General features: G+C 72.2%; 11 protein-coding genes and 2 pseudogenes. 11 read left to right on the top strand and 2 right to left on the bottom strand.

Annotated elements, in window-relative coordinates:
- Window positions 1–80 precede the first annotated feature (80 nt).
- From DLJ49_RS11690 to DLJ49_RS11705, 4 genes are all read left to right on the top strand, one after another.
- The gene (locus tag DLJ49_RS11690) at window positions 81–770 is read left to right on the top strand and encodes an ABC transporter ATP-binding protein (RefSeq protein ID WP_115393734.1); all 690 of its coding nucleotides are present in this window, start codon (window positions 81–83) and stop codon (window positions 768–770) included.
- A complete protein-coding gene (locus DLJ49_RS11695; protein ID WP_233488965.1) occupies window positions 767–3,196 on the top strand; it encodes an FtsX-like permease family protein in 2,430 nt (809 codons plus the stop codon). The genes DLJ49_RS11690 and DLJ49_RS11695 overlap by 4 nt, the downstream gene beginning before the upstream one ends.
- A gap of 105 nt (window positions 3,197–3,301) precedes the next feature.
- Window positions 3,302–4,579, top strand: a complete 1,278-nt coding sequence (locus DLJ49_RS11700; RefSeq protein ID WP_115393735.1) for a lipocalin-like domain-containing protein — start codon at window positions 3,302–3,304, stop codon at window positions 4,577–4,579.
- A gap of 479 nt (window positions 4,580–5,058) precedes the next feature.
- A complete protein-coding gene (locus tag DLJ49_RS11705) occupies window positions 5,059–6,348 on the top strand; it encodes a cytochrome-c peroxidase (RefSeq protein ID WP_115393736.1) in 1,290 nt (429 codons plus the stop codon).
- 42 nt (window positions 6,349–6,390) lie between these two features.
- Here DLJ49_RS11705 and DLJ49_RS11710 read toward each other — a convergent pair whose 3' ends face one another.
- The gene (locus DLJ49_RS11710; protein WP_115393737.1) at window positions 6,391–7,908 is read right to left on the bottom strand and encodes a CRTAC1 family protein; all 1,518 of its coding nucleotides are present in this window, start codon (window positions 7,906–7,908) and stop codon (window positions 6,391–6,393) included.
- 214 nt (window positions 7,909–8,122) lie between these two features.
- On the opposite strand from DLJ49_RS11710, the gene xylF reads away from it, so the two are divergent.
- From xylF to xylA, 4 genes are all read left to right on the top strand, one after another.
- Window positions 8,123–9,148 carry a D-xylose ABC transporter substrate-binding protein gene (gene xylF / locus DLJ49_RS11715; protein WP_115393738.1) on the top strand — a complete coding sequence of 342 codons (1,026 nt, stop codon included), beginning with the start codon at window positions 8,123–8,125 and terminating at the stop codon, window positions 9,146–9,148.
- A gap of 100 nt (window positions 9,149–9,248) precedes the next feature.
- The gene (locus tag DLJ49_RS11720) at window positions 9,249–10,547 is read left to right on the top strand and encodes a sugar ABC transporter permease (RefSeq protein ID WP_115393739.1); all 1,299 of its coding nucleotides are present in this window, start codon (window positions 9,249–9,251) and stop codon (window positions 10,545–10,547) included.
- Window positions 10,544–11,371 carry an ATP-binding cassette domain-containing protein gene (locus DLJ49_RS11725; protein ID WP_115393740.1) on the top strand — a complete coding sequence of 276 codons (828 nt, stop codon included), beginning with the start codon at window positions 10,544–10,546 and terminating at the stop codon, window positions 11,369–11,371. Before DLJ49_RS11720 ends, DLJ49_RS11725 begins: the two co-directional genes overlap by 4 nt.
- 10 nt (window positions 11,372–11,381) lie before the next feature.
- The gene (gene xylA / locus DLJ49_RS11730) at window positions 11,382–12,689 is read left to right on the top strand and encodes a xylose isomerase (RefSeq protein WP_115393741.1); all 1,308 of its coding nucleotides are present in this window, start codon (window positions 11,382–11,384) and stop codon (window positions 12,687–12,689) included.
- Window positions 12,690–12,853: 164 nt separating this feature from the next.
- On the opposite strand, the gene xylB is transcribed toward xylA, so the two are convergent.
- A complete protein-coding gene (gene xylB, locus DLJ49_RS11735) occupies window positions 12,854–14,293 on the bottom strand; it encodes a xylulokinase (protein WP_115393747.1) in 1,440 nt (479 codons plus the stop codon).
- Window positions 14,294–14,489: 196 nt separating this feature from the next.
- On the opposite strand from xylB, the pseudogene DLJ49_RS11740 reads away from it, so the two are divergent.
- The 3 genes and pseudogenes from DLJ49_RS11740 to DLJ49_RS22450 all read left to right on the top strand — a co-directional run.
- Window positions 14,490–14,981, top strand: a pseudogene (locus DLJ49_RS11740) (transposase); the annotation flags it as partial.
- 106 nt (window positions 14,982–15,087) lie between these two features.
- A pseudogene (locus DLJ49_RS11745) lies at window positions 15,088–16,184 on the top strand (IS110 family transposase).
- Window positions 16,185–16,408: 224 nt separating this feature from the next.
- On the top strand, window positions 16,409–16,594 hold a 186-nt coding region (locus tag DLJ49_RS22450; protein WP_233488966.1), incomplete at its 3' end, for a hypothetical protein.

Below are 16,594 nucleotides of genomic sequence, written 5' to 3' on the forward strand. Positions count from 1 at the left end.
ACCGAGATGGCCCCCGCAGACATCGCCCTTTCCCCCGGACGCGCGGCGCCCTAGCTGCCATGCCTGACCGGGAGACGCCCATGCTGATCGCCGCACGCGACGTGACCAAGACCTACCCGACAGCCGATGGCCCGCTCACGGTGCTGGGTGGCGTGTCGTTGACGCTCGACCGCGGCGAGACTCTGGCGCTGACGGGCGAGTCCGGCTCGGGCAAGTCGACACTGCTGCACCTGCTCGCCGCGCTCGACACTGCCGACGCGGGCGAGATCGAGGTGGCCGGGGCCGCGCTGTCCGGCCTGTCGGACGCGGGTCGCGCGGCGCTCCGGCGCGAGAAGATCGGCCTGATCTTCCAGCAGTTCAACCTGATCCCGTCGCTCGACGCGGGCGCCAACCTTGCCTTCCAGGCCCGGCTCGCCGGCCGGCACGACCCCGACTGGTGCGCCACGCTGGCCGGGCGGCTGGGCCTGACCGACGTGCTCTCGCGCTACCCCGAGCAGCTCTCGGGCGGGCAGCAGCAGCGCGTGGCGATCGGCCGGGCGCTGGCCGCGCGCCCGCAGGTGCTGATGGCCGACGAGCCCACCGGCAACCTCGACGAGGCGTCCTCCGACCGTGTCGCCGCGCTGATGCTCGAGCTGGTGGCCGAGACCGGGGCCGGTCTGCTGCTCGTTACCCATTCCGAGCGGCTCGCCGCGAGGGCCGGCCGCCGGCTGCATCTCTCCGGCGGGCGCCTGGCGGGCGCGGGCACGCACGCACGCGGGGCGGCCGAGTGACCCGCACAGCGCTCGCCGCGCTCCTGTCGCATTGGCGACGCCGGCCGGGGCAACTCGCCACGCTGCTTATGGGCCTCGCGCTGGCCACGGCCCTCTGGTCGGCGGTGCAGGCGATCAATGCCGAGGCACGGGCGAGCTACGACCGCGCGGCGGGCGAGCTCGGCCTGTCGGGCCTCGACGCGCTGGTGCGGCCGGGCGAGCCGCTGGCTGTCGTCGATTTCGTGGCGCTTCGGCGGGCCGGCTGGCTCGTGTCGCCCGTGCTCGAGGGGCGGGTCGCCGTCGGCGCCGGGCCGCCGGTCTCGGTGCTCGGCGTCGATTTCCTGTCCGCGCCGCCTGGGGCGCTGCCCGCGGGCCTCGCCGGTCTGGGCGAGGGCGAAGAGCCAGCGCTGCTCTTCACCGCTCCGGGCGTGGCCTTCGCCGCGCCGGCCCTCGCCGAGCGGTTGCGCCAGGCCGCCCCGGCTGGCTGGCCCGAGATCCGCGCCGACGCCGCCGTGCCGCCCGGGCAGGTGCTGACCGACATCGGCGCGGCGGAGCGGATGCTCGCGCGGCCGGGCGAGATCGACCGACTGCTGATTCTGCCCGACCAGCCGCGCGCCCGCCCACCGCTGGCCGAGGTTGCCCCCGGCCTCGTGCGCGAGGCGGGCCGCGAGCAGGGCGAGATCGCCCGCCTCACCTCGTCGTTCCACCTCAACCTGACGGCCTTCGGGCTGCTGTCGTTCGCGGTGGGGCTGTTCATCGTGCATGGTGCGATCGGTCTCGCTGTCGAGCAGAGGCGCGGCACGGTGCGCACGCTCCGCGCCCTCGGCCTGCCGACCGCGCGCCTCGTGGCGCTCCTCCTCGCCGAGGTGGTTGTGCTGGCGCTGGTCGCGGGCGCGGCCGGCGTGGCGCTGGGCTATGTCATCGCTGCCGCGCTGCTGCCGGATGTCGCGGCGACGCTGCGTGGCCTCTACGGCGCCTCTGTACCGGGCGTGCTGTCGTTCGATCCGGGCTGGGCGGCGGCGGGCCTCGCCATGGCGCTCGCGGGCGCGCTGGTCGCGGCGGGGCAGGGGCTGTGGCGCGTGGCGCGGCTGCCGGTGCTCGAGGCGGCCCGCCCGCGCGCCTGGGCGACCGTCTCGGGCCGCGCCCTGCGCCGGCAGGCGGGCGCCGGGGCGGTGCTGCTGGTGGCCGGCATCGCCGCCCCGCTCGTGGCCGGCGGGCTGGGGGCGGGCTTCGCCCTGCTTGCGGGCCTCCTGCTCGGCGCGGCGCTGACCCTGCCGCTCGCGCTGTCGGCCGCGCTCGCGCTCGGCGCGGCGCGTGCGCGGCGGCCGCTGACGCAGTGGTTCTGGGCCGACACGCGCCAGCAGTTGCCGGGGCTGTCGCTGGCGCTCATGGCGCTGATGCTGGCGCTTGCGGCCAATATCGGCGTCTCGACCATGGTGGGCTCGTTCCGCCTTACCTTCACGGGCTGGCTCGACCAGCGCCTCGCGGCCGATCTCTACGCCCGCGCCGGGAGCGGGGCCGAGGCCGAGGCGATCCGTGGCTTCGCCGAAGCGCGCGGCGCGGGCCTGTTGCCCACCGCCGAGGTCGAGGCGCGGCTCGACGGCGCCCCCGGCACGATACGGGGGATCACCGACCACCCTCTCTACGCGCGGAGCTGGCCGCTCCTTTCCTCCGCACCGGAGGTGTGGACCCGGGTCGCCCGAGGCGAGGCGGCGCTGGTCAACGAGCAGCTCGCCCGCCGCGCGGGGCTGGCGCCGGGCGACCCGGTGGGGCTCGGCCCCGGCTGGGCACTGCCGATCGCGGGCATCTATTCCGACTACGGCAACCCGCGAGGCGAGGCGATGGTGGCCCTCCCGGCGCTGCAGGCGCGCTTTCCACAGGCCGTGGCGCGCGATTTCGGCCTCGTCGCGCCCGCGGGCACCGGAGCGGACGCCCTGCGCGCGGCCCTCGTCGCCGAGACACCGCTGACCGAGGGCGCGGTCATCGACCAGGCACACGTCAAGCAGATCTCGCTGGCCGTCTTCGAGCGCACCTTTGCCGTGACCGGCGCGCTCAACGTGCTGACGCTGGCGGTGGCAGGCGTGGCGATGCTGACGGCGCTGCTCACGCTGGCCACGATGCGCCTGCCGCAGCTCGCCCCGGTCTGGGCTCTGGGGCTGACGCGGGCGCGGCTCGGGCGGCTCGACATGGCGCGCTCCAGCCTCCTCGCGGCGCTCACCTTCGCCGCGGCCCTGCCGCTGGGCCTCGCCGTGGCCTGGGCGCTGCTCGCAGTGGTCAATGTCGAGGCGTTCGGCTGGCGGCTGCCCATGCACCTCTTCCCGCGCGACTGGGCGGTGCTGCTCGCCCTCTCCGTCGCGGCCGCCCTGCTCGCGGCCCTCGTTCCTGCCCGCCGCCTCGCCCGGACGCCGCCCGCCGCGTTTCTCAAGGTCTTCGCCGATGAACGCTGAGACCTCCGCCCGCCCCGTCGCACCGCTGCCCGTCGCACCGCTGCCCGCCGCCCCGCTGCCCGCCGCCCAGCCAACCGCCGCCCGCGCCTCGAAAGGCCACCCCGCATGAGACCTCGCCGCCCGGCGCCCCCGCCCCCTGCTTCTTTCTGTTCCAAATACGCATCGCGGCGCTCTGTCCTGGCGCACGGCCTGGCATTCTGCACGGTCCCCGGCGCCGCGCCTCTCGCCGCGCAGGGCTTCGCGGGGCTGGGGACGGAGGCATCGGGCTACGCCGCTCCCGACCGGTCGCCGCTCGTCTTCCCGCGCGATCACGGCGCGCACCCGGCCTTCCGGATCGAGTGGTGGTATCTCACCGCCAACCTGACGGATGCCGCGGGTCGCGATCTCGGCCTGCAATGGACGCTGTTCCGCTCGGCCTTGCGCCCGCCCGACCCGGGCGCGGCCGAGGCAAGCTGGCAGGTGCCGCAGATCTGGCTCGCCCACGCCGCCGTCACCACGCCCGAGCGGCATCTCGCGGCCGAGCGCTTCGCCCGCGGCGGGGTGGGGCAGGCGGGCGTGCGCCCCGCCCCCTTCGCCGCCTGGCTCGACGAATGGCGCCTCGCCGCGCCGGGCGCCGATCTGCCGCCCCGGGCACCGACGCCGGGCACCCCGCTGGCCGACGGCTCGGGGCGGGCCGCCACCGCTTCGAGCGCCCCGCCGGGCGCGACCTCCACCGGCGCCGCCGACGACCCGGGCACCACCGGCACGTCCGGCGGTGACGCTCTCGACCGGCTGACGGTCGCCGCCTCGGCCGAGGACTTCGCCTACGATGTCGCGCTCACCGCCGAGGGGCCGCTCGTGCTGCAGGGCGAGGCGGGCTATTCCGTCAAGTCGCCCGAGGGGCAGGCGAGCCGCTACTACTCGCAGCCCTTCTATCGCGCCGAGGGGGTGCTGCGCCTGCCCGAGGGCGACATCGCGGTGACGGGCCGTGCCTGGCTCGACCGCGAATGGTCCTCCCAGCCGCTCGCCGACACGCAGGACGGGTGGGACTGGATCTCGCTCCATCTCGACACCGGTGAAAAGCTGATGGGCTTCCGCCTGCGCGACCGGGCGCGGGCGCCCTTCACCTCGGCCACCCATATCGCGCCCGACGGCACGCCCACGCCCTATTCCGACGGGGCGCTCACCCTCACGCCCCTCCGGACGGCGCGGGTCGCGGGGCGCGACGTGCCGGTGCGGTGGCGCGCCGAGCTTCCGGCGCAGGGCATCGACGTGACCCTCTCGGCGGTGAACCCGCAGGCGTGGATGGGCCTCGCCTTCGCCTACTGGGAGGGGCCGGTGCGGATCGAGGGCAGCCATGCCGGCCGCGGCTATCTCGAGATGACCGGCTACGCCGTGGAGTGACGCGACCGGCACCGGATGACGCGCCCGAGGTCGACCGCGGGAAAGACGATGTCGGGCGCCGCGACCAGCGCCGGCCGCGAGGAACGGACGGGGCGCAGCGTGACGTCTCTGGCGGGCCGCGCCGTCGCTTTCTGCAGGTCCCCGGGGCACGCGATCGCGCCGGTGCCCGGGTGCGGGCGAAGCCCGGCCGCGCCGGGCGCCCGGGCACGGCCACTGCGAGGGCGACGGCCAGCCGCGGGGCCTCGTCGGAGGGGGGACAGCCCGGGGCGCCTCCACCCACGGCAGGCGCCCTCATCGCCAGCGAGTCATGGTGCCTTGGTGGACGCGGACTCGACATGTCGGGCCGCCTTCCGTGGCGCTTGCCGTTTCGCGCGAGCGCCGCGGCAATGCGCCGTCGCTTGACCGCGCCGTCGGCCGGCCGCAGGCTGAGGGCGCCGGGGTGCGGTCCCGGCCTCGGTCGGCAGGGGAGGGCCGGCCCAATGCGGATCATGTGCATCGCGGCGGCCCTAGCGGCGGCCCCTGTCCTCGCGGCGCCCGATCTCGGGCCCGCGCCCGTCTTCGCCGAGGTCGAAGAGGCGCGGGCGCGGCTCGGCTGGCTGCTGTTCTACGATCCCGTCTTGTCGGGCAGCGGAGAGGTCGCCTGCGCGACCTGCCACCACCCGCGCTTCGGCACGTCCGACGGGGTGTCGCTGTCGCTCGGTGACGGCGGCCTTGGCCTGGGCCCCGAGCGGGTGGCCGACCCGGCCAACCTGCCGCTCCAGCGCATCCCGCGCAACGCGACGGGGCTGTGGAACCTCGGCGCGCAGGAGTTCACCGTCTTCTTCCACGACGGCCGGCTCGAGGAAGACCCGACCCGACCGGGCGGCATCCGCACGCCGCTGGGCGAGGAGATGGTGAGCGGGTTCGACTCGGCGCTCGCCGCGCAGGCGATGTTCCCGGTGCTCTCTCCCGACGAGATGGCGGGGCATTACGGCGAGAACGACATCGCCGAGGCGGTGGGGCAGGGGATGCTCGCCCACGAGGGCGGCGCCTGGGACCGCATCGCCGCCCGCGTCGCCGCCATCCCGGCCTATGCCGACGCCTTCGCCGAGGTCGCGCCCGGGCAGGCCATCGACTTTCCCCTGATCGCCAACGTGATCGCCGATTTCATCCGGTTCGAGTGGCGGGCCGACGACAGCGCCTTCGACCGGCACATGCGCGGCGAGACGCCCCTCGAGGGGGCGGCGGCGCGGGGCATGGCGCTTTTCTACGGCGACGCGGGCTGTGCGGAGTGCCATTCCGGCTGGTTCCAGACCGATCACCGCTTCCACGCCATCGCCATGCCGCAGATCGGCCCGGGCAAGGCGGGGCGCTTCGAGGCGCATCACCGCGACGAGGGCCGGATGCGGGTGACGAACGATCCCGCCGACGCCTACCGCTTCCGCACGCCGAGCCTGCGCAACGTGACGCTGACCGCGCCCTACGGTCATTCCGGCGCCTACGCCGCGCTGGAAGACGTGGTGCGCCATCACCTCGATCCGGTGGGCGCGCTTGAACGCTACGACCTGTCGATGGCCCGCCTGCCGGAGTTGCCGGGGGTCGACGATTTGTGGGCGCTGCGCGCACCCGACGAGGTGGCGCGGATCGCGGCGGCGAACGAGCTCGCACCGGTCGCGCTGTCCGACGCCGATGTCGCCGAGATCCTCGCGTTCCTCGCGGCGCTGGAGGACGACGCCGAGCGGCTCGGCGTGCCCGAGGCGGTGCCGAGCGGCCTGCCCGTGGATCGTTGAGCGAGGCACCGCTCGCCCGCGCTTGCCCTGGGGGAGCGGCGCTCAGTCCATCGAGAGGTGCACGATGCCGTTCGCGGCCACGTCCTGCCACTCCGACACCGCGCCGCCCGGCCACGTCACGCGGATCTCGGCACGCTCCGCCGCGCCGAGGCCGAAATGCAGAAGGCCGGCCTGGCCTCCCGCGTGGCCGCCCCCGACCGTGACCTCGCGGGTCTGCACGCCCGCCCTCGTGCGCAGCTCGACGAAGGCGCCGACGGCGTGCGTGTTGGGCGGCGGCGCCGAGAGACCCACGAGCAGCCAGTTGCCGGTGACGCCCGCGCTCTGCCACAACTCCATCCCGGCGCGGCGGTTGACCACCGCGAGGTCGAGCGCGCCGTCGAGGTTCAGATCGGCCAGCACCGCGCCGCGCGCCCGCTCGACGGTGGCGATGCCGGCCTCGGCCGCGCGCTCCTCGAACGTGCCGTCGGCGCGCTGCACGAGCAGGGTGTTGGGGTCGCGCATCGCGGCGTCGGGCATCTGCTCGACATTGCCCTTGGCCACGAAGATGTCGTCGCGCGCGTCGTTGTTCACGTCGCCGAACTCGGCGTGCCAGCCCGTGGAGGGGCGCCCGTCGTCGCCCGTGTGCGGGCGGTGGGCGGTGGTGCCCCGCTCGTAGGTCGCATCGCGCCACACGGGTCCGCCCGCGGTGGGATCGAACACCTGGAACTTCTGGTCGCCGATCGAGGTGAGGTAGATGTCGGGCCAGCCGTCGCCCGTCAGGTCGCGCGAGGCGATGCCCATACCCCAGATCGAATAGGGCAGCCAGCCGTCGGCCTCGGTGTAGAGGCGCGGCACCGTCTCCATCGCCCACATCTGCTCCTGCCCGCCCGCGACGTAGTAGTGGCGGTCGTTGCTGACGCGCAGATCGGCGCGGCCGCTGCGCGACCAGTCGGAGAAGAGCATCGAGAGCGTGCAGTGGCCCGGCTCCAGCCGCAGCGGCCGGCCGTAGCGGCCGCCCTCGGGGCGGTAGAGGAGCGGCGCGTCGCAGGCGCGGAAGGGGCCGGTGGGGTCGGAGCGGTCGATATAGGGGCCGAAGGCGAGGGTGGGCAGGGCGTTGCCCGCCTCCCACGTTGCGCTGAAGGCGGTGGTCCAGAGGTCGCCCGAGGCGAAGCCGAGGCGTTCGAACGCCTCGAACCGGCAGTCGCCGAGGCCGCGCATCAGCCGGTCGGGGCCGACCCGCAGGATGGCGAGGTCGAGCACGCCGTCGCCGTCGATGTCGAGCGGGTAGGCGCCCGTCACTCCGGTCAGTGCGAGCGCCCCGGGCGTATCGGCCTCGTAGGTCAGCGCTCCCGCCCGCGCCGAGCGATTGCGGAACAGCGTGGCGGGCGCGGTTCCGCCGGCGGCGTAGAGCTCCGGCAGGAGATCGCCGTCGCAGTCGAGGGCGGCGACGCCGCCGCCGACGAAATGCTCCCACCCGCCGGAATAGACATGCAGGGCGAGCGGGCGGGCCACGAAATGCGGATCGGCCGCCGCCGGGGCGCCCGCTGCCACGACGAGGGCGGCCGCGACCGTGTGCCGCATCCCCGTGCCGAGGCCGCGGGGCGGCCTGCCCCGTGCCGCGAAAGCCCTTGTGCGCGCATGTCGCGCCATCTGCCCCCCATCTGCCGGATGCCGCCATCTTGCACGGCAAACCACGGGCGTCGAATAACATTTGGACAGCGTAAGTGCGGAGAATTATACCGAAACGGCGCGCCGGCCAGGAGGGAGGGACGGTGCACCAAGGGAGGAAAATCGCATGAAACTGCTCGCAACCCTTTCGGCCGCCGCCGTGCTCCTCGGCAGCGCCGCCGCCTATGCCCAGGACCTGACGGTCGGCGTGAGCTGGTCGAACTTCCAGGAGGAGCGCTGGAAGCGCGACGAGGCCGCCATCCGCGCCGCGCTCGACGAGGCCGGCGCCGAATACGTCTCGACCGACGCGCAGTCGTCGTCGGCCAAGCAGCTCTCCGATGTCGAGAGCCTGATCGCCCAGGGCGTCGACGCGCTGATCATCCTCGCGCAGGACACGCAGGCGATCATCCCCGCCGTGCAGGCCGCGGCCGACGAGGGCATCCCCGTCGTGGGCTACGACCGCCTCATCGAGGACGATCGCGCCTTCTACCTGACCTTCGACAACGTCGAGGTCGGGCGGATGCAGGCCCGCGCCGTGCTCGAGGCGCAGCCCACCGGCAACTACGTGATGATCAAGGGCTCGCCCACCGACCCCAACGCCGACTTCCTGCGCGGCGGCCAGCAGGAGGTGCTGCAGGACGCGATCGACGCGGGCGACATCACCATCGTCGGCGAGGCCTATACCGACCAGTGGCTTCCCGCCAACGCCCAGCGCAACATGGAGCAGATCCTGACCGCCCAGGACAACGACGTGGATGCCGTGGTCGCCTCGAACGACGGCACCGCGGGCGGCGCGGTGGCCGCGCTGACCGCGCAGGGGATGGAGGGCATCCCCGTCTCCGGTCAGGACGGCGACCACGCCGCGCTCAACCGCGTCGCCAAGGGCACCCAGACCGTGAGCGTCTGGAAGGATGCGCGCGAACTCGGCCGCGAGGCCGGCGAGATCGCCGTGGCGATGGCGCAGGGCACCGAGATGTCGGAGATCGAGGGCGCCGAGCAGTGGACCTCGCCCGCCGGCACCACCCTCTGGGCCAAGTTCCTCGACCCGATCCCGATCACGCAGGACAACCTGAACGTGGTGGTCGAGGCCGGCTGGATCGACCAGGAGACGCTCTGCCAGGGCGTCGAGGGTGGCCCCGCGCCGTGTAACTGACGGGTGACTGCCTGTCCGGCCGTCCGCGTACAAGCTGTGCGCGGGCGGCCCGTGCTATCCGCCCGCCGGCGCGCACGCGGGCCATGACGAGGAAGCCCCGATGACTGACGCGGCCAGCCCACAGGCTCCGACCCGGCAGCGCTCGTTCTTCGACCAGTTCGAGCTCGACACACGCCTGCTCGGCATGATCGGCGCCTTCGCCATCCTCGCGCTGACCTTCCACTTCGTCACCGAGGGGCGGTTCCTGACCCCGCGCAACGTCTTCAACCTGACGATCCAGACGGTGAGCGTGGCGCTGATGGCGACCGGCATGGTCTTCGTCATCGTGCTGCGCCACATCGACCTGTCGGTGGGCTCTCTGCTCGCCACCTGCTCGGCCATGATGGCGATGACGCAGACCGTGGTGACGCCCGAATGGCTGGGCCTCGGCCTGAACCATCCCGCGACCGCGCCCATCGCCATCGCCGTGGGCATTCTGACGGGGGCGGTGATCGGGGCCTTCCACGGATGGCTCGTGGGGTATCTGGGCATCCCCGCCTTCATCGTCACCCTGGGCGGCCTGCTCGTGTGGCGCAACGTGGCGTGGTACCTGACGCGCGGCCAGACGATCGGCCCGCTCGACGAGAATTTCCAGCTTTTCGGCGGGATCAACGGCACCCTCGGCGAGACATGGAGCTGGGTCGTGGGCGGGCTCGCCGTGGCCGCCGCGCTCTGGGCGCTTTGGAATTCGCGCCGCAACAAGGTGCGCCACGACTTCCCCGTCAAGCCGCTCTGGGCCGAGGCGGTGATCGCGGCCGTGATCGCGGTGGCGATTCTCGGCTTCGTGTGGCTCCTCAACAGCTACGAGATCCCGCAGGCTCGGCTCGAGCGGATGTTCGAGGACCGCGGCGAGGCGATGCCCGAGGGCTTCACCCAGGGCTACGGCCTGCCGATCTCGGTGGTGCTGCTGATCCTCGTCGCGATCGTGATGACGGTCGTGGCGCAGCGCACGCGGCTGGGGCGCTACATCTTCGCCGCGGGCGGCAACCCCGAGGCGGCGCAGCTGGCCGGCATCGACACGCGGATGCTGACGGTCAAGGTCTTCGCGATCATGGGCGTGCTCTGCGCCATCTCGGCCGTCGTCGCCTCGTCGCGCCTGACCTTCCATTCCAACGACATCGGCACGCTCGACGAGTTGCGCGTGATCGCGGCGGCGGTGATCGGGGGCACCGCGTTGTCGGGGGGGATCGGCACGATCTACGGCGCGATCCTCGGCGCGCTCATCATGCAGTCGCTGCAATCTGGCATGGCGATGGTGGGCGTCGACGCGCCGCTGCAGAACATCGTGGTGGGCGCGGTGCTGGTGCTGGCCGTTCTGATCGACATCATCTACCGCCGCCGCACGGGAGACCGGACATGAGCAACGACCGCCCCGACATCGACCGCCCCGACATCGACCGCACAGGAACCCCGCTCATCGAGTTGCGCGACATGCAGAAGTCGTTCGGCGGCATCCACGCCGTCGACCACGTGTCGATCGACCTCTACCCGGGCGAGGTGGTGGGCGTGCTCGGCCACAACGGCGCGGGCAAGTCGGTGCTGATGAAGATGCTCTCGGGCGCGCTGCCGCGCGACGGCGGCGAGATCTACGTCAAGGGCGAGCGCGCGGTGATCAACAACCCGCGCGACGCGCGCCGCTACCGGATCGAGACGATCTACCAGTATCTCGCGCTGGCCGACAACCTCGACGCCGCCGCGAACCTCTTCCTCGGCCGCGAACTCGTCACCCCCACGGGTCTGGTCGACGACGCGCGCATGGAGGCGGAGACGCGCAAGATCATGTCGCGGCTCAACCCGAACTTCCGCCGCTACTCGGCGCCGGTCAAGGCGCTGTCGGGCGGCCAGCGGCAGTCGGTGGCCATCGCGCGGGCCGTCTATTTCAACGCCGAGATCCTGATCATGGACGAGCCGACGGCGGCGCTGGGCGTGGAAGAGACGCGCATGGTGGCCGAACTGATCGACGAGCTGAAGCGGCAGGGCCTCGGCATCTTCCTGATCGACCACGACATCCACCAGGTGAAGGCGCTGTGCGACCGCGCCAGCGTGATGAAGAACGGGCGCCTCGTGGGCACCGTCGACGTGCACGAGGCCAGCGAGGACGACCTGCTCGGCATGATCATCGCCGGCAAGAAGCCGGGGGAGCCCGGTGGCGCGGAAGAGGTGCTGGGCGCAGCGGTGCATTGAGGGGCAGACCATGAGCACGGGATTCTTCGACGGGATCGCTCCCGTCCGCTACGCGGGGCCGGAGAGCACCGACCCGCTTTCCTTCCGTCATTACGATCCGGAGGCGCGCGTGATGGGCCGACGGCTCGAGGATCACCTGCGCTTCGCCGTCGCGTACTGGCACTCCTTCGCCTGGGAGGGCAACGATCCCTTCGGCGGGCCGACATTCGTCCGGCCCTGGCACCCGCAGGACGAGATGGGGCGGGCAAGGATGAAGGCCGATGTCGCCTTCGAGATGTTCGCCCTGCTGGGCCAGCCCTTCTTCTGCTTCCACGACGCAGACGTGCGCCCCGAGACGGGCGACTATGCCGGCAACCTCGCCGGTCTTGACGAGATCACCGACTATTTCGGGCCGAAAATGGAAGAGACGGGGACGGGCCTGCTCTGGGGCACGGCCAACCTCTTTACCCATCGCCGCTTCATGAGCGGCGCGGCCACCAACCCCGACCCCGACGTCTTCGCCTTCGCCGCCGCCACGGTGAAGGGCTGCATGGACGCGACCCACAAGCTCGGCGGGCAGAACTACGTGCTCTGGGGCGGGCGCGAGGGCTACGAGACGCTGCTCAACACCGATCTCGAGCAGGAACTCGACCACCTCGCGCGGTTTCTCCACATGGTCGTCGACTACAAGCACAAGATCGGATTCCAGGGCACGATCCTGATCGAGCCGAAGCCGCAGGAGCCCACCAAGCACCAGTACGACTACGACGTGGCCACGACCGCCGGCTTCCTGCGCAAGCACGGGCTGGAGAGCGAGGTGAAGATCAACATCGAGTGCGGTCACGCCGTGCTCGCCGGCCACTCCTTCGAGCACGAGATCGCGCTGGCGGTGGCCGAGGGTATGTTCGGCTCGATCGACATGAACCGCAACGACTACCAGTCGGGCTGGGATACCGACCAGTTCCCCAACAACGTCCCCGAGGTGGCGCTCGCCTATTACCACATCCTCAAGGGGGGCGGTTTCGGGACCGGGGGCACCAATTTCGACGCCAAGCTCCGCCGCCAGTCGATCGACCCGCAGGATCTCGTCGCCGCCCATGTCGGGGCGATGGACGTCTGCGCTCGGGCACTGAAGGCCGCCGCGGCGATGCTCGAGGACGGCGGGCTGGAGCAGGCGCTGCGCGAGCGCTACGCCGGCTGGTCGCGGCCCGAGGCGCAGGCGATGCTGCAAGGCGATCTTGCCGCGATCCAGAAGCGGGTGCTCGACGAGGGGATCGCACCCGAGCCGCGCTCCGGACGGCAGGAGATTCTCGAGGCCTACGTCAACCGCTTCGTCTGAGCGGGGCCGGCGCGGCCCTGTCCCGGACTCTCGTAAGAGGTTCCGCCGCACCCCCGTTGCCGACGCCGATACCGGTCACACGCTCGTCGAGGCCCGGTCGCGCCCGGTGCCGGGAGGCGGCGGTATATCGTACGAAACCCCGGAGTTGCGCGATCCGTGGCGGTTCAGGCCAGGCGGGACAGCGCGTCGCGGGCCTCGATGTAGCGGGCGTGCCCCTCGGCGAAGGCGTCGACGAGGGCCGGCTGCGGCTTGATCGTGCGCTCGATGGGCGGGCGGGTGGCGATCTCGGCGCCTGCCCCTGTCGCGGCCATCATGCCGAGGCGTGCGGCGCCGAAGGCGGCGCCGAACTCCCCGTCGGCGGGGATGTCTATGGGCAGGTCCAGCGCGGCGGCGAGCGCCGCCACCCAGTACTCCGATCGTGAGCCGCCGCCGAGGGCGAGAAGGCTCTCGAGCCGCGTTCCCGTCGCGCGCAGCGCATCCTCGCAATCGGCGAGCGCGAAGGCCACGCCTTCGAGCACGGCCCTCGTGGCTGCCCGGGCGTCGGTGGCGTGATCGAGCCCGAGAAATGCACCGCGGATGTCCGCGTCGTTGAGCGGTGTCCGCTCGCCGCCGAGATAGGGCAGGAAGCGGGTGCGTCCGGGCGCCTCGAGCGGCCCGAGCGCGGCGGTCAGCGTTGCCGCATCCTGCCCCAGAAGCCGCGCGAACCAGTTGAGCGCGTCGGTCGCGGCGAGGATCACCCCCATCTGGTGCCATCCCCGGGGCAGGGCGTGGCAGAAGGCGTGCACCGCGGTGTCGGGCGCCGCGCGGAAGCCGTCCGTGGCGACGAACAAGACCCCGGACGTGCCGAGCGAGACAAAGCCCTGGCCCGGCGCGACGATGCCCGCGCCGATGGCAGAGGCGGCGTTGTCGCCGCCGCCGCCGGCCACAACCGTGGTGGCGGGCATCCCCCACCGCTCGGCAAGCGCGGGGCGCAGCAGGCCCGAGGGGGCCGATCCCTCCACGAGGCGGGGCATGTGCGCGCGGGAGAGCCCGGTTCTGGCCAGCAGCGTGTCGGACCAGTCGCGGGCGCCGGTGTCGAGCCAGCTCGTGCCGGCGGCATCCGACATCTCCGAGACATGCTCGCCGGTCAGCCAGAGCCTCAGGTAGTCCTTCGGCAGAAGTATCTTCGCCACGCGGTCGAACAGGCCGGGCTCGTGGCGGGCCATCCAGACGAGCTTGGGCGCGGTGAAGCCGGGAAAGACGATGTTGCCGGTGACGGCGCGGAACGCCGGGTCGGCGTCGAGTTCGGCCGCCTCCGCGGCTGCGCGCGTGTCGTTCCACAGGATCGCCGGGCGCAGCGGGCGGTCGGACCCGTCGAGCACGGTGGCGCCGTGCATCTGGCCGGACAGGCCGATACCCTGCACGCGCGACAGATCCGTGTCTGCCGAGAGCGCGCCCATGACCTCCTCGGCGGCGCCGATCCAGTCGTCGGGCGCCTGCTCGGACCAGCCGTCGTTCGGGCGAGAGACGGCGAGCGGCGCAGTGGCCGAGGCCACGACCGTTTGGGTCGCGTCCATCACGACACCCTTCAGGCCGCTGGTGCCCAGATCGAGGCCGACGAACATGCCGTCAGTCATGCCGCGCTCCGACGACTTGCGCAAGCGCCGCCGCGCCGCTGCAGTGCCCGTGCCTGCCCCGGTGTCGATGCTCTGCCGGGCCGAATGGTGCGTGTGGTGGGCATCTAACAAAGGAGCGTCTGAAAAACCTCGCTCTCTGATCGGCTTGGGGTAGACTGGGCGGGACCACGAAGGACGCTCCCCGATGCCCAGGCAGCCCGCCTTTCCCGGCCTCCGCAACGCGATGAAGAAGAAGCAGACGCGGCGGGAGAAGTTCCTCGCCGAGATGGAGGCGGTGGTACCCTGGACCCGGCTCCTCGCGCTGGTCGCGCCGCACTACCCGAAGGCCGGGCCGAAGGGCGGGCGCCCGCCGATGCCGCTGGAGACGATGCTGCGGGTGTACTTCCTCCAGCAGTGGTATGCCCTGAGCGACCCGATGGCGGAGGAGATGCTCTACGACAGCGACGCCATGCGGCACTTCGCGGGCATCGAGTTGGGCGACGACCGGATCCCGGACGGTCCGAAGGGACCGTGGCGCCAGTGGCGCCGCGTAAGCCCGGAGGACGCGATCCTCAACTTCCGCCACCTTCTGGAGAAGCACGCGCTGACGGAACAGCTGTTCGCCGAGGTCAACGGCCACCTGGCCGACCAGGGGATCACGCTGCGTTCGGGGACGCTGGTGGACGCGACCATCATCGACGATGAGCCATGTCGCGCCATTGATGGGGTGGATGGCTCCCGCGCCCGGCGTCGCGATGTGCCACCGTGGGTGTTGTTGGACCATCCACCGAAGGGAGCCATCCATGGACCAGCCTACCACCATCGGCCTCGATCTGGCGAAGTCTGTCTTTCAGGTACACGGGGTGTGCGCCGACGGCACGGCCGTGCTGCGCCGGCAGCTGCGCCGGCAGCTGCGCCGCGCGCAGGTGCTGGCCTTCTTTGCGCGCCTCGAGCCCTGCTTGGTCGGCATGGAGGCTTGCGCGGGCGCGCATCACTGGGCGCGGGAGCTCTCCGCGCTCGGCCACGAGGTGCGCCTGATGCCGTTCATCGCTACGATCGATCCACTGGATCGATCGCTTCACGCTCGAACCCTACGTGAAGCCCTACGTCAAACGGGGCAAGACAGTCCGGGCCGACGCCGAGGCGATCTGCGAAGCTGTCGCCCGGCCTACGATGCGGTTCGTCCCTGTGAAGTCGGCCGAGGCGCAGGCCGCCCTCCTCGACCACAAGGCCAAGGATTTCCTCATTCGGCAGCAGACCCAGACCGTGAACACGATCCGCGCGCATCTGGCCGAGTTCGGGATCGTCGTTGCCAAGGGCATCCACAACGTCGATCGGTTGCTGGAAGCGGCCGAGCATGCACCCGAGGCGGCGCGGCCGGCCCTCGACATTCTGGCCGACCAGCTCCGCGAGTTGCGCGAGAGGATCGAGACGGTCACGAAGCGCATCGAGGCTGCCCAGAAGACCGACCCGCTCGCCCGCCGTCTCGCCACGATCCCCGGCCTCGGCCCGATCGCCTCCAGCGCGTTCGCCGTCACCACGCCCGACGTAGCGGCGTTCCGCTCGGCACGGGACTATTCCGCCTGGCTCGGCCTCACGCCGAAGCCCCCCTCGAGCGGCGGCAAGGAGCGGCTCGGGCGGATCTCCAAGGCCGGGAACAGGTACCTGCGACGCCTGCTCTTCCTGGGAGCCGTGGTGAGCCATCGCGTCGCCATGCGTTCGAGACCGATGGCGAACGATCGCGGCGCGGCGCCGGGGCCGGCCCGAGGACGACTGGCTGTGGGGCATGCTGCAGAGAAAGCCCGTGAAGGGGGTCGCCATCGCCCTGGCCAATCGCATGGCACGGGTGGTGTGGGCGCTCATCCGGACGGGCGAGAGCTACCGGGCCGACCCGGCCTGACGAGACACGCCCGCGTGGGCCGTCTCCGAGACGGTTAGGCGCGTCACGCCGAAGGCGTGCCTCCGGCACGACGTGAGGTGATGGCGACAGGACGGCGAAACGGCAATCGGGACACCCTGTTCGGACCGGAGCACCTTGGAGTGCGTGCCATTGATCGGGATCCGAGCGCCGGCGGAGTTCATCAGGGCGCGCAGCGCATCCGCTGCAGATCAGACGCCACACACTTGGCCGCAACCGACCAGACCCACCCACCGAACAACGCCTTTGCCCCGCGGGAGCCATCCACACAGAGTCCGAGAGACATTGGCGGCGCCGCGACCATCTTCGGCTTCCTGGCCACGAGGGCGGCCAGCCAGCGGTTCGGACTGCCGCCCTTCCTGACCACCCAACGGATCACGCTCGTCGCGCGG

This window comes from Rhodovulum sp. 12E13, assembly GCF_003340565.1.
In the GTDB taxonomy this organism is placed as follows: Bacteria; Pseudomonadota; Alphaproteobacteria; order Rhodobacterales; family Rhodobacteraceae; genus HLUCCA09.